The organism is Ercella succinigenes, assembly GCF_900002895.1.
Window position 1 is genome coordinate 137,490 of record NZ_CDHP01000008.1, and the last position, 19,579, is coordinate 157,068.

Annotated in this window: 18 protein-coding genes, 1 other RNA gene and 1 riboswitch; of the genes, 14 read left to right on the top strand and 5 right to left on the bottom strand. The window is 36.4% G+C overall.

Annotation, left to right across the window (positions count from 1 at the left end; all coding sequences use genetic code 11):
* Window positions 1-25: 25 nt before the first annotated feature.
* From atpF to atpC, 5 genes are read left to right on the top strand one after another with little or no spacing between them, the layout of a single operon-like run.
* A complete protein-coding gene (gene atpF / locus AC0KSB_RS02500; RefSeq protein ID WP_472306392.1) occupies window positions 26-556 on the top strand; it encodes a F0F1 ATP synthase subunit B in 531 nt (176 codons plus the stop codon).
* Window positions 556-2,487 (top strand): F0F1 ATP synthase subunit alpha, encoded by a 1,932-nt coding sequence (atpA, locus tag AC0KSB_RS02505; RefSeq protein ID WP_472306394.1) that lies wholly within the window; start codon window positions 556-558, stop codon window positions 2,485-2,487. Before atpF ends, atpA begins: the two co-directional genes overlap by 1 nt.
* Entirely contained in the window at window positions 2,471-3,409 is a 939-nt protein-coding gene (atpG, locus tag AC0KSB_RS02510) for an ATP synthase F1 subunit gamma (RefSeq protein ID WP_472306396.1), read from the top strand. Before atpA ends, atpG begins: the two co-directional genes overlap by 17 nt.
* Window positions 3,410-3,446: 37 nt before the next feature.
* Window positions 3,447-4,835: a F0F1 ATP synthase subunit beta gene (gene atpD / locus AC0KSB_RS02515; protein ID WP_472306398.1), complete on the top strand. Its 1,389-nt coding sequence runs from the start codon at window positions 3,447-3,449 to the stop codon at window positions 4,833-4,835.
* A 34-nt stretch (window positions 4,836-4,869) separates the two neighbouring features.
* On the top strand, window positions 4,870-5,310 hold the full coding sequence (gene atpC / locus AC0KSB_RS02520; RefSeq protein ID WP_472306400.1) for an ATP synthase F1 subunit epsilon: 441 nt from the start codon (window positions 4,870-4,872) through the stop codon (window positions 5,308-5,310).
* Between the two features lie 3 nt (window positions 5,311-5,313).
* Here atpC and AC0KSB_RS02525 read toward each other — a convergent pair whose 3' ends face one another.
* Genes AC0KSB_RS02525 through AC0KSB_RS02545 form a run of 5 tightly spaced genes read right to left on the bottom strand, consistent with a single transcriptional unit; the run spans window position 5,314 to window position 10,549 of the window.
* A complete protein-coding gene (locus AC0KSB_RS02525) occupies window positions 5,314-6,564 on the bottom strand; it encodes an FHA domain-containing protein (RefSeq protein WP_472306402.1) in 1,251 nt (416 codons plus the stop codon).
* A gap of 16 nt (window positions 6,565-6,580) precedes the next feature.
* A complete protein-coding gene (locus tag AC0KSB_RS02530) occupies window positions 6,581-6,751 on the bottom strand; it encodes a Flp1 family type IVb pilin (RefSeq protein ID WP_472306404.1) in 171 nt (56 codons plus the stop codon).
* Between the two features lie 56 nt (window positions 6,752-6,807).
* On the bottom strand, window positions 6,808-8,433 hold the full coding sequence (locus AC0KSB_RS02535; RefSeq protein ID WP_472306406.1) for a hypothetical protein: 1,626 nt from the start codon (window positions 8,431-8,433) through the stop codon (window positions 6,808-6,810).
* Window positions 8,434-8,438: 5 nt separating this feature from the next.
* The gene (locus tag AC0KSB_RS02540) at window positions 8,439-9,572 is read right to left on the bottom strand and encodes a CpaF family protein (protein WP_472306408.1); all 1,134 of its coding nucleotides are present in this window, start codon (window positions 9,570-9,572) and stop codon (window positions 8,439-8,441) included.
* Window positions 9,573-9,589: 17 nt separating this feature from the next.
* Complete coding sequence (locus tag AC0KSB_RS02545) at window positions 9,590-10,549, bottom strand: hypothetical protein (RefSeq protein ID WP_472306410.1); 960 nt, start codon at window positions 10,547-10,549, stop codon at window positions 9,590-9,592.
* A 243-nt stretch (window positions 10,550-10,792) separates the two neighbouring features.
* Window positions 10,793-10,891, top strand: a riboswitch (SAM riboswitch).
* Between the two features lie 70 nt (window positions 10,892-10,961).
* Here AC0KSB_RS02545 and metK point away from each other — a divergent pair.
* From metK to AC0KSB_RS02590, 9 genes are all read left to right on the top strand, one after another.
* Window positions 10,962-12,155, top strand: coding sequence for a methionine adenosyltransferase (metK, locus tag AC0KSB_RS02550; protein WP_472306412.1), 1,194 nt, complete (start codon window positions 10,962-10,964; stop codon window positions 12,153-12,155).
* Window positions 12,142-14,454, top strand: coding sequence for an SF1B family DNA helicase RecD2 (gene recD2, locus AC0KSB_RS02555; RefSeq protein ID WP_472306414.1), 2,313 nt, complete (start codon window positions 12,142-12,144; stop codon window positions 14,452-14,454). The genes metK and recD2 overlap by 14 nt, the downstream gene beginning before the upstream one ends.
* A complete protein-coding gene (locus tag AC0KSB_RS02560) occupies window positions 14,451-15,173 on the top strand; it encodes a ComF family protein (protein WP_472306416.1) in 723 nt (240 codons plus the stop codon). Before recD2 ends, AC0KSB_RS02560 begins: the two co-directional genes overlap by 4 nt.
* A gap of 86 nt (window positions 15,174-15,259) precedes the next feature.
* A non-coding RNA gene (gene ssrS / locus AC0KSB_RS02565) (6S RNA) lies at window positions 15,260-15,445 on the top strand.
* Window positions 15,446-15,568: 123 nt separating this feature from the next.
* A complete protein-coding gene (gene epsC / locus AC0KSB_RS02570; RefSeq protein ID WP_472306418.1) occupies window positions 15,569-16,282 on the top strand; it encodes a serine O-acetyltransferase EpsC in 714 nt (237 codons plus the stop codon).
* A 26-nt stretch (window positions 16,283-16,308) separates the two neighbouring features.
* Complete coding sequence (gene cysS, locus AC0KSB_RS02575) at window positions 16,309-17,727, top strand: cysteine--tRNA ligase (RefSeq protein WP_472306420.1); 1,419 nt, start codon at window positions 16,309-16,311, stop codon at window positions 17,725-17,727.
* Window positions 17,724-18,152, top strand: a complete 429-nt coding sequence (locus tag AC0KSB_RS02580) for a Mini-ribonuclease 3 (protein WP_472306422.1) — start codon at window positions 17,724-17,726, stop codon at window positions 18,150-18,152. The genes cysS and AC0KSB_RS02580 overlap by 4 nt, the downstream gene beginning before the upstream one ends.
* Entirely contained in the window at window positions 18,118-18,879 is a 762-nt protein-coding gene (gene rlmB, locus AC0KSB_RS02585) for a 23S rRNA (guanosine(2251)-2'-O)-methyltransferase RlmB (protein ID WP_472306424.1), read from the top strand. Before AC0KSB_RS02580 ends, rlmB begins: the two co-directional genes overlap by 35 nt.
* A gap of 68 nt (window positions 18,880-18,947) precedes the next feature.
* On the top strand, window positions 18,948-19,571 hold the full coding sequence (locus tag AC0KSB_RS02590; protein ID WP_472306426.1) for a sigma-70 family RNA polymerase sigma factor: 624 nt from the start codon (window positions 18,948-18,950) through the stop codon (window positions 19,569-19,571).
* Window positions 19,572-19,579: the final 8 nt, after the last annotated feature.

Sequence of the window (19,579 nt, forward strand, 5' to 3'; positions counted from 1 at the left end):
GTAAAAGAGAAGGAAAGGTGCCGATATGTTTACTCCTGAAGCAATGGCAAGCTATGCTGTACTTGCAATTGTAACTGTTTTCAATCTATTTATTTCATATATTATTTTGAAAAAATTTCTGTTTAAGCCAATTCTGAAATTATTACGCAAACGTAAACAGGCTGTTGAACAGGATCTTGGTGAGGCTGAAAATAAAATGAACGATGCCAGAGAAAAGCTTGCCACAGCAGAGCTGCGTCTGGATAAATCATCACAAGAAGCCGCTGAAATAATTCAGATTGCCAGGAATCAGGCAGAAGTTCAAAGCGAAGCTCTTTTGTCAGAAGCAAAAAAAGAGGCTGCCAATAGATTAGCCAGAGCAGACGGAGAAATCGAAAGAATGAGACTGTCTATGCTTAATGAAATCAGGGACGAAGTTGCTGATTTATCTGTTGCCATCGCTTCAAAGGTTATTGGCAAGGCAATGGATGAGAAGCATCAGAAAGAACTGGTAGATAAATATCTGGAAGAAGAAATCGAAAAACGTCAGTCTGCTCAAGGCGGAGGTGAGTTCTGATGCCGGATTCTGGATTTAAGATAATCCGCATAGTTGCTTCAATCAAAATGGATGAGTCAAAAGGTGCGCTTATTGCTAGCCGTTTTGCTGAACATTTCGGGATAAGTGATTATGATTATAAACTTGAAACAGATTCTTCCTTAATAGGAGGAATGATTATATATGCCGGTGGTTTTAGATATGATTATAGTGTCAAAGGACAGCTGGCTAGAATTTCAAATAAGTTAAAATCTCAAAAATCAATTGAAACTGAAGGTGATTCGGAAGTAGATGCCAATGATCTGATTCGTGATAATCTTGCAGAGGCATTGAATCTTTTTGATGAAGTACCTGTCGCTCCAGACGGTCAGGATCTTTTCTGGGAAAGCGAGTCCTTATCAAATCAGGATGATCCGAATTTATCAAACAAACAAATGACTGATCAGCTGAGAGAATCACTCGAAGCGATGACTACCAGTTCAAATGTTGATGAGATTGGTCAGGTTCTCAGTATTAGTGATGATGTTGCTTATGTAAGCGGGATGCAGAATTGCTGCAGCAGCGAACTGATAATGTTCTCAAAAGATACATATGGTATAGCTATGAATCTGGAAGAGGATAGGATCGGAGTCATTGTTCTTAATGAAGACTTTAATATAAAAGAGGGTTCAATCTGCAAACGAACCGGCAAAACTGCCAGTGTTCCCGTGGGGAAATCTTTATTAGGACGAGTTGTTGATCCTTTGGGTGTTCCGGTTGATGGTCTGGGACATCTGCCTGCAGATAAAAGAAGACCGATAGAGTTTGAAGCTGCTCCGATTATAGATAGACAGCCTGTAAATCAATCGTTACATACAGGAATTACAGCGATAGATGCAATGACCCCAATAGGCAGAGGCCAGAGAGAATTGATTATCGGGGATCGTCAGACCGGTAAAACAACGATTGCAATAGATACTATTCTTAATCAAAAAGGCAAAAACGTATATTGCATATATGTTGCGATAGGTCAGAATATGTCTACGGTCGCCTCTATTGCCAGTAATCTGCGCACCCATGGGGCTATGGATTATACAACAGTAGTTGTAGCAAGTGCTTCTGCATCTGCAGCGATGCAGTATATGGCTCCTTTTTCCGGCTGTGCAATGGCAGAAGAATTGATGTACAATGAGCATTCTGATGTGCTTATTGTTTATGATGATTTGACCAAGCATGCTCAGGCATATAGAGCTATTTCACTATTGCTTCGCAGACCACCTGGCAGAGAAGCTTTCCCCGGAGATGTATTTTATTTACATTCAAGACTGCTTGAACGTGCTGCCAGGCTTAATGATAAACTTGGTGGTGGTTCTATAACTGCTTTGCCAATTATAGAAACACAAAGCGGAGATATATCAGCATATATTCCAACCAATGTAATATCAATAACAGATGGACAGATATATCTCGAGGCAGAATTGTTTTTTGCAGGGCAAAGACCTGCTGTTAACGTAGGGCTTTCTGTTTCTCGTGTTGGTGGTGCAGCACAAACTTCTGCAATGAAACATGTTGCAGGACCATTGAGAATAAACCTTGCTCAATATAGAGAATTAGAAGCTTTTTCTCAATTTGGTTCAGAACTTGATGCTTCAACCTTGCATCAGCTGAGCGTTGGGGAAAGATTGGTTGAAGTGCTTAAACAACCACCTTTTTCTCCTTTGCATATGGAAGAGCAGATCGTAATGCTTTATCTTGCTAACAAAGGGGTACTTACAAACTTAGACAGAGAAGATGTAAGAGTTTTTCTAACATCTTATATTACTTTTATGAAAGATAGACATCCTGTATTGCTTGAAGAACTTGCTGAAAGTCAGATTTTTACTGATACGATTGCAGCTACAATAGACAGTACTATTCAGGAGTATTTAAAATTGTGGCAGATAGAGAATGAGGAAAATGGAACAGATATCTGATATTAAAAAACGGATGAAGAGTGTCCGTGATATAAAGCAGACAACAAGAGCAACGCAGTTGATAAGCGCCGTGAAGATGAGGCGTGCCAGAAATCAACTGGAGAAGACACGTCCGTTTTTTATTATTTGTGCCGATACTATGATAGAAATGTATGATACCGGTGTAGTTCAGGACAATCGCTTTTTTCAGCTAAGGCAAAAAAACAAAGGTGAAACCTGGAAAATAGGCTACTTTATTTTAACAGGTGATCAAGGGCTGGCAGGTGCATATAACTCAAATGTTATTTCAACAACGGAAGAGCATGTTCATGTAAAAACTATTGATAATGTGAACAAAGGTTTGAACACAACAGCAAGGCTTTATGTCGCCGGCAGTATTGGAAAAGAACGTTTTATTAAAGACGGCTTTGATGTTGTTGAAGATTTCAGATATCCGATAAGTGAACCTACATATTACAGAGCAAGAGATATTTCGGATTATATCCATCATTTGTACACCACAGGTGAACTGGATCTTGTTTACTTTATTTATACTAAAATAGAGTCTGCAGTATCAATGGAGCCTGTTGTTGCACGTGTTCTACCGGTGGATCCCTATTCTCTAAAAAAGACTATACCGGAAAATCATCCGTATAATCAATACGGTCTTATTGCCGGAAGTGATATCGATTATTATCCGTCTGCAGATGAAGTTATGGGTTATCTGATAAATACTTACTTAAATGGTATGGTTTATGGTGCTTTGGCAGAGGCATACGCGAGTGAGCAAACAGCACGTATGACTGCAATGGATAATGCAACCGATAATGCAAACGAGATGCTTGATAAGCTGAGATTAAAAAGTAATCAGGCGCGCCAAGGCCGAATAACAAATGAGATAAGTGAAATTATAGGCGGAGCTGAAATTATATCAAGAAAGTAAATTTTTAGATCAGTCTTTTGTACGGAAGGTGAATTATATGTCAACTGGATATGTTACACAGATAATCGGTCCTGTAGTGGATATAAGATTTCAAGTTGAAGATCTCCCAGGCATTCGGGAGGCTGTTATAATCAACGATGCGAAAAGAGATATTACTGTCGAGGTAATGCAGCATAGGGGAGATGGCATTGTTAGATGTGTTTCTTTTGCAGCGACCGAGGGTTTGACCAGAGGTACTCCGGCACAATCAACCGGTAAACCGGTGACCGTTCCTGTTGGTGAAAAGATTACAGGAAGATTGTTTAATGTTTTGGGGCAGGCAATAGATAATGGCGGTCCCGTGATTGCATCTGATTATTGGCCGATACATCGTTCTGCTCCATCCTATCTGGATGTGCACCCTGAATCGAGGATGCTTGAAACCGGTATAAAAGTTATTGACCTGATGGTTCCTTTCAACCGTGGTGGCAAAATAGGCCTTTTTGGTGGCGCAGGTGTTGGTAAAACTGTTCTTATTCTGGAATTAATCAGGAATATCGCTAAAGAACATGGTGGATATTCTGTTTTTACCGGTGTTGGAGAAAGATCCAGAGAGGGTAATGATCTCTGGAATGAAATGAAAGAGTCTGGAGTAATAGACAAAACCGTTATGGTTTTTGGACAGATGAATGAGACTTCCGGTGCAAGAATGAGAGCTCCTTTAACCGGTCTTACAATGGCTGAATATTATCGCGATATCATGAACAAAGACGTACTTCTTTTTGTTGATAACATTTTTCGTTTTGTTCAGGCCGGTTCGGAAATATCGGCTTTGATGGGCAGGATTCCTTCTGCTGTTGGTTATCAGCCTACGCTGGCCAACGAAGTAGGTGCGTTCCAGGAACGAATTACTTCTACCAGAAAAGGTGCGATAACATCTATACAAGCTGTATATGTGCCGGCAGATGATTTGACTGATCCTGCTCCGGCCACAACATTTTCGCATCTTGATGCTATTACTGTATTATCCAGAGCAGTCGTAGAACAGGGAATATATCCGGCAGTAGATCCTCTTGAGTCTTCTTCTGCCGTATTGTCGGAGGCTATTGTAGGTACTCAGCATTATAGAGTTGCAAGAAAAGTTCAGGAAACATTGCAAAGATATAAGGAACTGCTTGATATAATAGCGATTTTGGGTATGGAAGAATTGAGTGATGATGATAAGCTGGTTGTTAACCGGGCTAGAAAAGTGCAGCGTTTCTTGTCTCAGCCTTTTTTCGTTGCATCCGGATCTACAGGATATGAAGGCAAATATGTTTCTGTGGAACAAACTGTAAAAGGATTTGGAGAAATTGTATCTGGAGGAACTGATCATATTCCGGAAAGTTTGTTTTTTATGAAAGGATCCTTAGATGATGTGTACAAAGCATATAAGGAAATAAAATAAATGAATATTTTAACTCATTTATGGAGGTTCTTTAATGGTAGATCCTAAAATTCATGTAGAAATTGTTACACCATATGAAGTGTTTTTTGATGATGTAGTTGATATGGTTATTATTTCTTCAAAAAAAGGTGAAATAGGAATACAACCTGGTCATGCGCCCTTGCTTGCAGCATTGACTCCTGGTGAAATTCGTTTAAAAACTGGTGATGATGTAAAAATTGCCGTCGGTACAAATGGTTATGCTGAAGTAGGACATGATCTTGCAATTATTGTTGTTAATGCAGCTGAGTGGGCTGAAGATATAGATGTTCCGAGAGCTGAACGAGCCTTAAAAAGAGCCGAAGAACGATATAGAGATCCCGCTACACCATCTCAGGAAAAAAATCATGCAAGACATGGGATGGAAAGAGCAAAAGCACGCATCAAAACTGGCAATAAAGTTCAAAATGAAAAATACAAAGGGACATCATTTTAATAATTAATTGATTTGAAAATAAAAAGATCTATCGGCAAACTGAATTCTACATCTGTCTGGAAGTTGAATTGTTTCATTTTTGCGAAGTTTTTTCCCGTCCACAGATGTTCCGTTTTTTGAGCCGAAATCTGTTAAATAATAATACCCGTTTATTTTATTAATTTTGGCATGCCGTCTTCCAATTGTATTTTTATTTATGCATAAATCTGATAAGTTTTGATCGCGACCGATAACAAATTCATCAACTAATATAAAAGCTCTTTGCCCTTCTTTTTCCTCAGGTGTTCCAGGAAGTCCTTCTGAAATAATAGCTAGAGAATAATCTTCAAATTTTTGACTTATAAGGACAGTCTGGTTATTATTTGAAGCCGATATTTGTCTTGACTTGTTTCTACTAGTGGAGAGTAACCTCTTTTTTAGGGGTTTTGATTTTGGAGAATTTATTTTGTTTGATTTGTATGACACTAATAACAACAATAATCCCGCAGCAATAAAAACTAATAGTAAGGATTGCCTGATTTCAATGGAAAAACCAAATAGATTTAATCTATACTCAATAGCAACAAGTATTGCAAATAGAAGCCATATTGTACGGTAACATATAAATAACAGTTTTTTGAACACAGATTGAACGTGTTTGGTTTCTTTTTTATCGGATTTTTGATTATCGCTATATTCTACTTTGTCATTAGAATTGCTATGGTTTTCATTTTGTAAATTTGTTATCCAAGCATGAAACATTTTATAGCTTTTCTTTTCATGATTATCCAGCAAGTCTTGCTTAAGTCTTTCATCAAAATAGTAAAAATCTGAAAATTGTTTAATTAAATTTCTAAAATTATCTATAACCGTATCATCAGGCAGAAAAGGTAAAAATATAAGATTCATTTGCTCTTTGTCGGATTTTTCCTTCACTTCAGTTAATCGTATTGTTTCCAGGTTGAGAATACTTTGATGTGGATTGAGCATGTAGTCTTCTGCTTTCAGAATGATATCAAGAATTTGCTTGAGTCGAAGCAATCCTTGTTTTGAATTTCTATCTTTTCTTTGATCGGCTTGTCCAATAGATATAGAATCTGCCATGTCGACAGCAAATTTTATTTCCTGATTTTCTCTGGCAAGTGATAGGTTAAAAATTCCTGGAATTTTTTTTGAGTTGATGATCTCCCAGTGAAAATCAATTATATCTATATTTGCTTGTGTAAGAAAAACAAACTGGCTAAAAGAATCATAGTTATTTATTTTCCACTTCATTTTTATACCACCTGAATTATTGGAGTTGATAATCTCCCATATTGTTAATTATTGACTGATCAAAAACAGCTGAAATAAGATTAGAAGCGTACTCCCCTAATGTTTTCCGAAAAATTAAAGCTATGGTAAGAAGGATAGCAATTATTATTACAACTTCTAAGGTTCCGAATCCTGATTTGTTTTTCATAATATTCTCCTGTTATTCTTTGATTGCACATTTAAGCGCAGTCTTTTTAGTTATATCTAATAAATTTGAAGAGTAGCTATTGCTGGTAAAATAGCAATGCCAAGTATAGCTATAAGGTCAATTCCCATAGGTATCAAGTATAAATTGCTTTTGGCCTGCATATTTTTTTTGATTTGATTTTTATATATCTGCCAGCATGCATTGCTTTGGAGTCGTATAATATGCAAAAGCTCTCTGCCACCATCTTTGTTGTATCTCATAATAAGATGTAGTGCAGTTTTTGATTGTAATAACGTACTGCAATCAGAAAGCTTTTCAAGAATGCTTGTTTCTGAGCATCCGTTTTCTATGTGTCTGCAGGCACCTGCTATTTCTTCTCGAAAATAATCATATTGTCTGTTACTGGATTCACCTCCTTGAGAGTTGTTTGGCTCGGTAAAACTGTTGCATGAGGCAATAAATGATTTTTGCAGAGTTAAACCGCTGGAAAGAAGAACAGATAGTAAATTAATCCATGCTGGAAATTGAATATTTTCTTGCATTTTTCTGATTTTATATCTATTTAAAACGAACAAATCATGCCATATTAATGAGAAAAAAAGAATAAAAGGCAAAATTTTAAGTGCTTCAGATAGTAAAAATAAAACTGGCAAAAAAATAGTAAAGATAATAGCAAACAATCTTATTTTAGCACTTATAAAACAATCTACAGCTTTATTTTCATCAATATTTGCAAGTATAGCCTCCTTTGAAATCTGCTGATAAATTTTTAATCTGATTGCTGCAGGCATAATTTTGCAATGCAATGATTTTACTTTGGAAATAAATTCCCCCCTTATTTTTTCTTTCTGCTTTTTGCATGTATATTTAAAAGGTGAAAATAGTATAAAGTCATCCAATTTAGAGCTCTTGATCGCTTTCGATTCAATATTGCTACTACTATAAATAGCTAATGATATAAATACCGCGGATACAGAAAGTAAAAATAAAAGCAGTTGCATACCTGTTCCCCATGAGGCATTAACCAGATCATTTTTATAATGATTACCGGTAAAATTCAAAACATAAGCCAGAGCAAAGGGAGTAATGCACAGGATAAACATTTCAGTGACTTTAGCGCTTTGCTCTGCTATAACTTCTTTTTTTATTGTTATTTTTTGATGAAGCATCTGATAACTGTCCTGTATATATATATCAAGCTGACCTCCATATATTCTTAAATCAGGAATAATCCTAAGAATTTGATCAGCACTGCAGCTTTTGAACTGTTCTCTAAAAAGAAATAGAGCTTTATCAAGGTCGATATGTGCTAGCAGGCAATTTTTTAATTTGGTCAAAGCTTTGTAAAGATGCCTATGCATTCCTGGGGTTTTTTCCAGCTCGTCTTTAGCCTTTATCAAGGATTCTTCTAAAGTGTTGCCTGCATTTAAATCCGCAGAAATCACTTCAAGCAGCCATAATAATTGAAGATCAAAACTGCTTCTTTTTTTGTTTTGCAAAAAGACTCTTAACCTAAAACTGCAAATTACAGCAGTAATAGCAGAAATTATCAAAAATAAAAGAGGACTATTGCCTAAAAAAGGAAAAGCTGCCAAAAAAACTAGAGACAGAACTATTATAAAAAACAAAATTAGTCTACCAAGATTATTTGTCGATTTTTTGCAAAAACTAAGCTTAACCATTTATATCAATCTCCTGCTTTGTGCGAAAAAATAATTCGATAAGTGAATTCTCCCGATTCATAGCCAGAAATTTCAATTATTTCTTCAATTTTTCTTTCACCGTTTTTGTTTCTGCTTAACTGTATTAATATGTTTACTGCACTTGATACAAGCCTGCGGCAAGCTTCCCATGGTAAATGTGAATGCATAATAATCATTAGTGAAAGTCTTTCCAGCATGTCAAGACAACTATTTCCATGTCCTGTACTCATTGATCCGGGATGCCCCGTATTCATTGCCTGTATCATGTCATAGGTTTCCTGACCGCGAACTTCACCGACAATTATTCTGTCAGGTCTAAGACGAAGGGCAGCTTTAATTAGCGCCGATAATGTTATTTGACCGCTGCCGTCAGGAGTAGCCTGTCTTGCTTCAAGCCTTACAAGATCTGTAATTCCCTGAAGATCAAGTTCTGCGGCATCTTCAATCGTAATAACTCTTTCGTCTGGTGGAATGAAAGCTGACATTGCATTTAGAAATGTAGTTTTGCCAGTACCTGTTCCCCCTGAGATAAAAATATTTTTTTTGTTAATGACAGCATTTTTTATATACTCTGCAATTTCTGAAGAGATAAAACCTGAATTGATCAATGCTTGTATTTCAGGCTTAATGCCTTTGAATCTTCTTATACAAAGATATGGTCCATTTACAGCAACAGGATTTAATACTGCCTGGACGCGCGACCCATCATTAAGTTTCATACCAGAAAGAGGGTTTTGCTCATTTATTAATTTGTTAGCTCTTCCAAAACAACGGCAAATAAAACTTTTTAGATGATCCTGGTCTTCAAAATTAAGAGCAGCTTTTGAAATTTTACCTTTTTTTTCATAGAAAATATTATTTGGACCATTAACCATAATTTCGGTAATATCATCGTCATCAATTAATTTTTGCAGAATATCAAAGCCTCGCATATCTGCAAAAATTTGATTAGCGATTGTTTTTTTTTCGTTAAGATCAAAACGCGAAAAATCTTCACTTTCTGCTACTGTTCTTAAAATTGCCTGACGTATATTATTATCTGATGTAAAAGAGCGATTCCCGACAAAACTAACTGTTTTTTCGATCAATTGTTGTCTTTGTGTTCTATTTGGCATCATTTTTCAATACCTCTGCCTTAATCACAATTTTTACATTCTGTAACTATTGTATGAGCTGATAAATCATGCAAAACATTTCCTAATTCCCTTCTTGCCTCCTGACAGTAAAAGAAATTTTGATCAGATATATCAAGAAAAAGATAATCGCTAAAGACAACTATTTTGGCAGCCATGTTTATGGGAATATATCTGCAATCTACCCAGAGAATGCTTTTTTCAGCTGAATTATCAAGTTTTTGTTTTGCTAAATCTATTACATTTTTTATTATTTCTGGGTTGCAACTGATGATATCATCTGATCTTTTTGGTGGCCTGAACTGGAGATAACCTGCGGGATGCATTTGCGTAAAAATACCGATTTTATCTGGATCCGGTGAACAATTCTGATGAATTGATAGAAGCAGCTCAGATAGATCAGGTCCCGAATTGTCGGGAGTACATATAAGCTTCATCAGATATGAAGGCATTAAAGGTAAATAATAAACCAGTAATCCTTCCGATAATTGTTCCAACATTTTTTCCTTAACAAAATCACTCGATTCACCATTAAGGTTTAGATACATGTAAATAAGGTTTTTTGTTTTCGACGCACCATTAATCAGATTTGCTTTGTTTGGGAGAAGAGGTTTGTGGTTAATTGTATAATTCTTGTGCTTGGATAAATATTGCTTGATAATATTTGCAATTGTACTTATTGATGCCGGCCAGGTTATATTTTTATCTTCAGAAGATGTTGTAATACTGTTAGTGCAGAAAAAGTAAAAAACAGTATTTTTGTCAATATATGAATTCAAATTTTCAATTTGATTAGGACTGATAAAACATAAATCAAATACCATTGGCGATAACTGATCAATAGTTTCTTTTGCAGGTGTTTTAATTGTGCAAATATCGCCGAAAATATTATTTAATGCCTCAGCGAGCTGCAAATCATATTTGCTTCTGTTGCTTGCTATAAGAATCTTAAATAGCTGCATAATAATCACCTCTGTTGAAAGTATACAATTGATGAAAATATTTAAAAGGTCTATTATTTCGACAAAAACAGACAAAGCTGGACAAAAACAGACGAAACTGGAGCAAAATAAATTTTATCAGCATTATTAAAGTAGTTTTGTTTTTGGTAATCATTGTTACTTGCAAGCAAATATTTTACATGATAATATAACTCTAGTTTAACGAAAAGCTTATTGCTTAGTTATATAACTTAATATTAGATCATCTTATCAAGAGTGGTGGAGGGACTGGCCCTTTGAAGCCCGGCAACCGCGGTAATGCGGCGGTGCCAATTCCAGCAGGTTTTACCTGACAGATGAGGAAAAGTGTTTTTTAGCCTCTTCTGTTTTCGGAAGAGGTTTTTTGCATTGTTAATTGAAAGGAAAGATTATTATGAAAAAAGAAGGTAAATGGCTATTTTCTTCAGAATCAGTTACTGAGGGACATCCAGACAAAGTTTGTGATCAGATATCTGATGCTATCCTGGATGCAGTTCTATCTGAAGATCCTATGGCAAGGGTAGCTTGTGAAACAGCAACTACAACCGGTATGGTTATGGTAATGGGCGAAATGACTACTACTGCATATGTAGATATACCTAAAATTGTCAGAGACACAGTACGTGATATAGGTTATATAGACCATAACAGTGGATTTAATGCCGATACATGTGCTGTTATGACATCTATTGATGAGCAATCCCCGGATATAGCAATGGGCGTAAATAAGTCTCTAGAAGCGCGTGAAGGTACGGAAGTTGACGATCTTGAAACTGGTGCTGGGGATCAGGGGATGATGTTTGGTTATGCCAATAAAGATACAGATGAATTGATGCCTTTACCAATTTTTTTGGCACATGCTCTTTCAAGAAGGCTTGCGGAAACACGCAAATCAAATGTTGTTGACTATCTTCGTCCTGATGGAAAATCTCAAGTAACAATTGCCTATAAAGGTGACAAACCGATACATATAGATACAGTAGTTATTTCTACACAGCATGATGAAAATGTTGATAGAGAAACAATTAAAAAGGATGTTCTCAAATATGTTATAAAACCTGTTTTGCCTGCGGAAATATTTGATGAAAAAACTAGAATTCTTATTAATCCTACAGGTAGATTTGTTGTTGGTGGGCCTCAGGGTGATGCCGGACTTACGGGTAGAAAAATAATTGTTGATACTTATGGTGGATATGCACGACATGGCGGTGGTGCCTTTTCTGGCAAGGATCCGACAAAAGTTGATAGATCAGCTGCATATGCGGCGAGATACGTTGCTAAAAATATTGTTGCGGCTGATTTGGCGGATTCATGTGAGATCCAATTGGCATATGCAATAGGTGTTTCTCATCCTGTTTCGGTTGCAGTTGATACTTTTGGCACAGGAAAAATATCAGATGAAATATTATCGGATATTGTTAATAAAGTTTTTGATTTGCGTCCGGCTGCTATTATAAAAAATCTTGATTTGCGCAGACCAATATATAAGCAAACTGCTTCTTATGGGCATTTTGGACGTTCAGATCTAAACTTGCCTTGGGAAAAAACAGATAAAGTAGATTTGTTGAGGAAATATGCCCAGTTATGATGACAGAAATTTATATGATGAGGGGTTAAGCCGATCCGAGATAAATCAAACCGGAATAGTGGAAGGCATTTTATTTCAAAACGAAGGAAATGGCTTTACTGTTTGTGCAATAGTTGGTGAGACTGATTATATTGCAGCAGGGGATATGCCTGGTTTAAGAGAAGGTGATTCTGTCCGTTTGTATGGTTTATGGACAGAGCATCCTGAATATGGAAAACAGTTTAAAGTCATTAGGTATGAACCATATATACCGGAAACAGAACAGGGAATTGTTGACTGGCTTTCTTCAGGATTTATAAGAGGTATCGGTCTGGCAACTGCTCGTAAATTAGTTCGTCGTTACAAAGACAATACTTTGACTATTTTACTCGAAAACCCTGAAGAGGTTGCTAAGTTGAAGGGGATGTCTCTTAATAAGGCAAGAGACATATCTTTACAATTAAGAGAAAAAAAGAATTATCAGGATCTGGTTATGCTCCTATCACCTGCGGGAATAGGAGCAGACCGGATTTTGTCTATTTACAAGGAGTTTGGCAATTCAGCAGTTTCAACTATTCTAACAAATCCCTATATGTTAATTGATAAAATAGCGGGTATTGGTTTTGTAGCGGCAGATAAAATTGCTTCTGCCGCCGGATTTTCTTTTTCCGATGACCGAAGAGTAGAGTCGGCAATAATTTTCTGGCTGCGGCAAAATTTGATGTCGGGTAATACATGGTGCTATAAAAAAGAAATTATTTCAGGAACTTTTAAATTGTTGAGATCTGTTGAAATAACAGTAATAGAAAAAGCATTAGATAATTTGGTTAAACAACAAAAAGTTGTTTTACTAAATTTTATGAATAAGAATGAAAATGTAAATAAAGACAGGGTTAAGACAGAATTAGCATTGACACAAATTTATGAGCTTGAAAATGAAATTGCACAAAAAATAATAACTTTATCAAAATCAGAGCCGCAAAAATTTTCGGAGTGGCAAAATAAAAAAAATATCACAGATGCAATAAATTATTTGCGATCCTGCGGTTCTGGTCAAAGTGTTTTTGATATTCTATCGGAAGAGCAAAAAGATGCACTTGCTGTTTGTCTTTCTTCACAGGTTAGTGTTCTAACCGGCGGTCCTGGAACCGGTAAAACAACAATGATAAAAGCTGTTTGCAGTTTTGCTGAAAATGAGGGCGGAAGGATAATTCTTGCTGCTCCTACAGGTCGTGCTGCAAGAAGATTAAGTGAAGCTACTGGTTTAGAAGCAAAAACTCTTCATAAATTATTGGCAATGTCTAAAGAATCAGTTGATGAGAGCTCAAAGATAATTAAAGAAAAAAACCAAGTACACCTAAATGCAGATATAATTGTGATTGATGAAACCTCAATGCTTGACTGTTTTTTGTTGTACAACCTTTTGTCTGCGATACCTGTTGGAACCAGGCTGATTCTGATTGGCGATTCTGATCAGTTGCCTTCGGTAGGCCCTGGACAAGTTTTGAAAGATATGATTAACAGCGGAATTTTTCCTGTAGCAAAACTTACAAAATTATTTAGGCAGGCTGAGCAGAGTTTGATTGTCAGAAATGCACATAGAATAAAATCAGGAATATGGTTTGAGCTGGACCAGTCATTTGAAAGTTCTTTTATCTGGATATCTAAAGATTCTTCTGAAGATATGGCTGATGCTGTGGTAAGTTTATGTAAAAATATTATTCCCGGACAATATGGTTTTGATATCAAACGTGATGTTCAGATTTTAACACCAATACGTAAAGGATCTGCTGGAGTAAAAGAATTAAATTTTAGACTGCAACAGATTGTTAATCAAAATCAAAGTGATTATATCATCGTAGAAGACACGAAATTCATGGTTGATGACAAAGTAATGCAATTAAAAAATCAATATGATATTCCGTGGGAGTCTTTGCTAACAGGAGAAAACGGGCAAGGCATAATGAACGGCGAAACGGGCAGGATAATCGAAGTGTGCCAAAAAGAAAAGCGGATAAAAATTTTGTTTGAAGATGATAAAATAACTGAATATGATGAATTTAATTTGAGAAATATCGATTTGGCCTATGCTGCGACTATACATAAAAGTCAGGGAAGCGAGTATCCTGTTGTTGTACTTGTAATGCCCCCATCAGCACCGCTTTTACAAAACAGGTATTTACTATATACTGCTGTAACAAGAGCAAAAAAGAAAATATTTTTGATTAGTAGTCGTTCAGTATTAAAAAGAACTATGGAAAATAAACAAACCATCCAACGAAAAACTTCTCTTGAAAATTTATTGAGGCTTTATAAATGATCATATCAGATTTGTTTGCTCCAGATATATGCATTATCTGTAAAAGACCTGCTGCCAGATTAAAAGACTTCTCTGGATTTTGCCGTTTTTGTCTAAGTCAAATTCCTTGGAGGACGTCTAATTTGCTTTTGTCTGATGAAGAAATATTTTTTTCGCATGAATATAACAATAGATTTCCAATATATTATAATCAAACCAGAAATCTTAAAATTTATGCCGCTTGTGACTACAGTAGGCAATTAAGACATTGTTTGCTGCAATTTAAATTTCATAATAAATCTGGTCTGGCCAAATCTTTTGCATGTATTATTACGAGTGCTCTTCGCTCACAGAATGTTTTTTTTGATACTGTTGCGGCCGTTCCTCTTCATCAAAAAAGATTGTCTGATCGCGGCTATAATCAGGCTGGTCTTTTAGCAACAGAAATTGCTGAAATCCATAAATGTTCGGATCTTTCATATCTTCTTGTCAGAAATAAATATACGCAGCGCCAAAGTGAGCAAATTAATAAAATACAGCGATATTTAAATCTGGAAAATGCTTTCTCTCTCAATAGAAATATATGCTCTGAAGATACCAAAGTTATTTTGAAAAACCGCAAGGTGCTGCTTATTGATGATGTTATTACCACAGGTGCGACAATCAGAGCTGCTGCTATTCCTTTGCTAGCGGCAGGTGCAGATGTGACAGCAATTGCTGTAGCTTCGGACCATTCTTGATATTAAGGCAAAAGTTAAAATAATGGTAACAAGCTTACTTTACAAATTGCTCCAGTTCACAAATTAGTCGAAACAAGTTATACTTAAGTTGCCTGAAGTGTTAGTTACTCTCTGTTTTGAACCTTCATGACATAAACGGGAGCTCGGGTCATTGTGGAATAAGATCAGGTCTCCAGATGTGTTTCTGTAGAGAAAGATCGAAGACCGCAGCAGGGCACCCACCTGGCGAATCGCTGGGTGTCAAAAAGAGAGGACGGCATTTCGGGTTTTTTGCTGCAATTTTTTTCGGTATGTTTGTTACAGGTATTACTGTTATTCGCTATAATTTTGATATAATAACCTTTTGTGTAGATTATGTATTAATTATATAAATAGGTAGTTTGAGGGGTTTTATAATGGGTTTATATTCTGATGCAAAGTCCATAGCGGGGCGTGACCCTGCTGCTAGAAATGTTTTTCAGGTGATTTTTTTGTATCCTGGTTTTCATATTCTTATTTTTCATAAATTTGCAAACTGGTTTTATCGTCACCGCCGATTTATTTTTGCTAGATGGATTTCACAGACTGGAAGGTTTTGGACAGGAATAGAAATTCATCCTGGGGCTAAAATAGGTAAAGGTCTTTTTATAGATCACGGCAGTTGTGTCGTTATAGGTGAAACTGCAGTTGTTGGTAATGATTGCACAATATATCACGGAGTTACTTTAGGCGGAACAGGTAAAGAAAAGGGAAGAAAACGTCATCCTACTATAGGGGATAATGTTCTTATTGGTGCCGGTGCTAAAATTTTAGGTCCTATTAAAATAGGTAAAAGTGTATTGGTCGGTGCTAATTCAGTTGTCTTACATGATGTACCTGACGATGCTACTATAGTTGGTGTCCCTGGGCACGTTGTCAAACATCAGGGTAAAAAACATATTAATCATAATACTGAACTTGATCATGCAAGTGCACCAGATCCGCTAGAACAAGAGATATGCAGACTTATGCGCAGAATATCAATATTAGAGAGAGAAATGAAGTTAAAGACTGGTGCAGATTGTGAAGTTTCCTCAGGCAATATTGTCAAAAATCCAGAAAAGAACAATAATATAGATATGAAAAAATAATTTATTTACTCGGGAGGCCTTTTTAAGTGAAAGTTTTTAATACACAGACCAGGAAAAAAGAAGAATTGATTCCTCAAGAGCCAGGACATTATAAAGTATATGTATGTGGCCCTACTGTATATAACTTTTTCCATCTTGGTAATGCCAGACCTTTTATAACATATGATACTTTGCGCAGATATCTTGAATACAGAGGAAATAAAGTATCATATGTTCAGAATTTCACTGACATTGATGATAAAATGATCAACCGTGCTTTGCAGGAAAATATAACTGTGCGAGAGCTTGCAGACAGATTTATTGAGGAATATTTTAGGGATGCCGATGGCTTAGGAATAAAAAGAGCAACAGTGCATCCGAGGGCGACTGACTGTATTGATGAGATGATCAGCATGATAGAAGAATTAATGGAAAAGGATTATGCATATGTAGCTGATGATGGCGTTTACTTTAATATGGTGAAGTTTAAGGATTATGGTAAACTTTCCCATTTTAATCTTGAAGAGTTGGAAGCAGGTGCAAGTGAAAGACTTCAGGGCGATAGCAACAAAAAAAATCCTATGGATTTTGCCTTGTGGAAATTCAAAAAACCTGATGAACCTTTTTGGCAAAGTCCCTGGGGTGAGGGCAGACCTGGCTGGCATATTGAATGTTCTGCGATGGTACGTAAATATCTTGGTGAAACCATTGACATACACGGAGGAGGCCAAGATCTTATTTTTCCACATCATGAAAATGAAATTGCTCAAAGTGAAGCTGCGAATGAAAAGCCATTTGCAAGATACTGGCTTCATAATGGTTTTATAAATGTAGATCAGGAAAAAATGTCAAAATCCACCGGTAATTTTTTCACCGTTAGAGATCTTGTACAGAAATTTGATTATACGGTATTACGGTTTTTTATGCTTAGTGGACATTATAGAATGCCGATAAATTTTTCTGCAGAATTGCTTACTTCAGCCCAAAATGGCTGGGAAAGAATTTGTACTTGTGTTGAGAATCTTGATTTCGTTGCCCAAAGCGCTCCAAGCAAAGCGGTTAATGAAAACGCCATAAAAACCCAACAAGATATAAAAGCGGCTATTTCACAATATCAGGATGAGTTTTTAAGTGCGATGGAAGATGACTTGAATACTGCTGACGCTATATCTGCAATATTTGAAATGGTAAGAGCTGCGAATAGTGCAGCATCTGTACAAGGAGTAAGTGCCAAAGTTCTTAAAGAAGCTGCGCAGAAAATTCGTGAGTGGCTCGATGTGCTGGGGTTAAATCCTGATAATGAAAAAACCGAGATTCCTCAGGATATATTAGATTTAGTAGAAGAAAGAGCAGAAGCCAAAAAAGCAAGAGATTTTGCCAGAGCTGATCAAATTCGCCAGATTGTGGCTGATAAAGGTTATCAGATTGCAGATACGCCCCAAGGTGCCAAGGTTTCAAAATTATGATGGACTTTGAAGATAAAATTACTTCAAGCGAAATGCCTGTTTCTGTTATGGCATACATAGGAGATGCAGTTTATGAGCTTTATATACGTGAAGCTTTAGCAGATAAATTCAAAGGTAAATCCGGGGAGCTTCATAGAAGATGTGTACGTCTTGTAAAAGCATCGGCGCAGGCAGACATTGCTAGAAGATTACTAACAGATATGACCGAAGATGAAGAAGCAATTTTTAGAAGGGGACGTAATAATGCTCCCTGTAGTCAGGCAAAACACGCTGCACCTATTGATTATAGAATTGCAACAGGGTTTGAAGCGTTGATAGGATATTTACACTTGAATAAACGTAAACAAAGAATAAATCAGATTATGGAACGTATTTTGGAGGATTATGCATATGGTGAAGATAGAGGAAAGTCAGGACAGACTTGAAGGGCGTAATCCTGTTCTGGAAGCTTTGCGTGCAGGAAGAACTATAAATAAACTTTGGGTTCAGAAAAGGCAAGGACGTCCTGATCCCACAATGTCTAAAATTATTAACAAGGCTAAAGAGCTTGGTGTGGTTATTGTGGAAACAGATAAAGCTGTGCTGGATCAAATTTCACAATCGCATGGACACCAGGGTGTAATTGCACAGGTAGCTGCTCATGATTATGTTGATCTCGATCAATGTTTATCTGATTTGGAGAGTAAAGGAAAAACGCCTTTTATAATAATTCTTGATTCGATACAGGAAAGTTATAATTTAGGATCAGTACTTAGAATAGCTGATGCTGCTGGCGTGGATGCGGTAATTATACCAGAACGACGCTCTGTAGCTCTTGATGCTGCTGTTGCTAAAGCCTCTGCCGGTGCGATTGAATATGTTCCGGTTGCAAGAGTTGTTAATCTTGCCCAAACGATAATGAAGCTCAAAGAAAAAGGATTCTGGATTGCCGGAACGGATGCTGATGCCTCGCAAAAATATTATCAGGCTGACTGGAAAGGCCCATTGGCTATTGTTACAGGCAGTGAAGGTAAAGGTATAAGTGCCGGTTTGATAAAACATTGTGATTTTTTGGTTTCAATACCTATGTCAGGTAATGTTAATTCCTTAAATGCAGCGGTAGCCACAGGAATAATCGTTTTTGAGGCTTGCCGTCAACGCAATATTAATTGATTTTCAGGGTGAAAAAATAATTACTGAAGGTTAATTAGGATTATATGCTGTTATACAGGGGGCATAATGTGAATGCTGATACAAGTGATAATCAACAAAGAGATCTTGATCTTATAAAAAAAATAAATTCGGGAGATTCTGAAGCAATAGAAATATTACTTGGCCTTTACAAAGGATTAGTCAGATATAAAGCATCATCTATGTTTATGGCAGGTGCAGACGTAGATGATGTAATTCAAGAAGGAATGATAGGCTTATTTAAGGCTATTAGAGATTACAAACCGGAATATGGACTTAATTTTGCTTCCTTTGCCGGATATTGTATAGCATCACAAATTACTGATGCAGTAAGAGGGGCTTCTAGACAAAAACACAGGCCCCTTAATGAGTCAATTTCTTTTCAAAGTAGTGTTGGTAAAAATAGTGAACAAGACTTACAGTTGCAGGATTTGATTTATGCTTATAATCAGCCGGATCCTGAGCAACAGCTACTCAATAGTGAGCAACAGATTGAATTACAGGAATTTATAAAAACCCATCTTAGTAAATTTGAGTATAAAGTAGTATTATTGTATTTAGAGGCATTACCTTATCAGCAGATTTCAGAATTTCTCGATTGCTCAGTAAAAAGCGTGGATAATGCTTTGGGAAGAGTAAGGAGAAAATTGAAAAACTATCAAGGTGATAAATAAACTAAGGA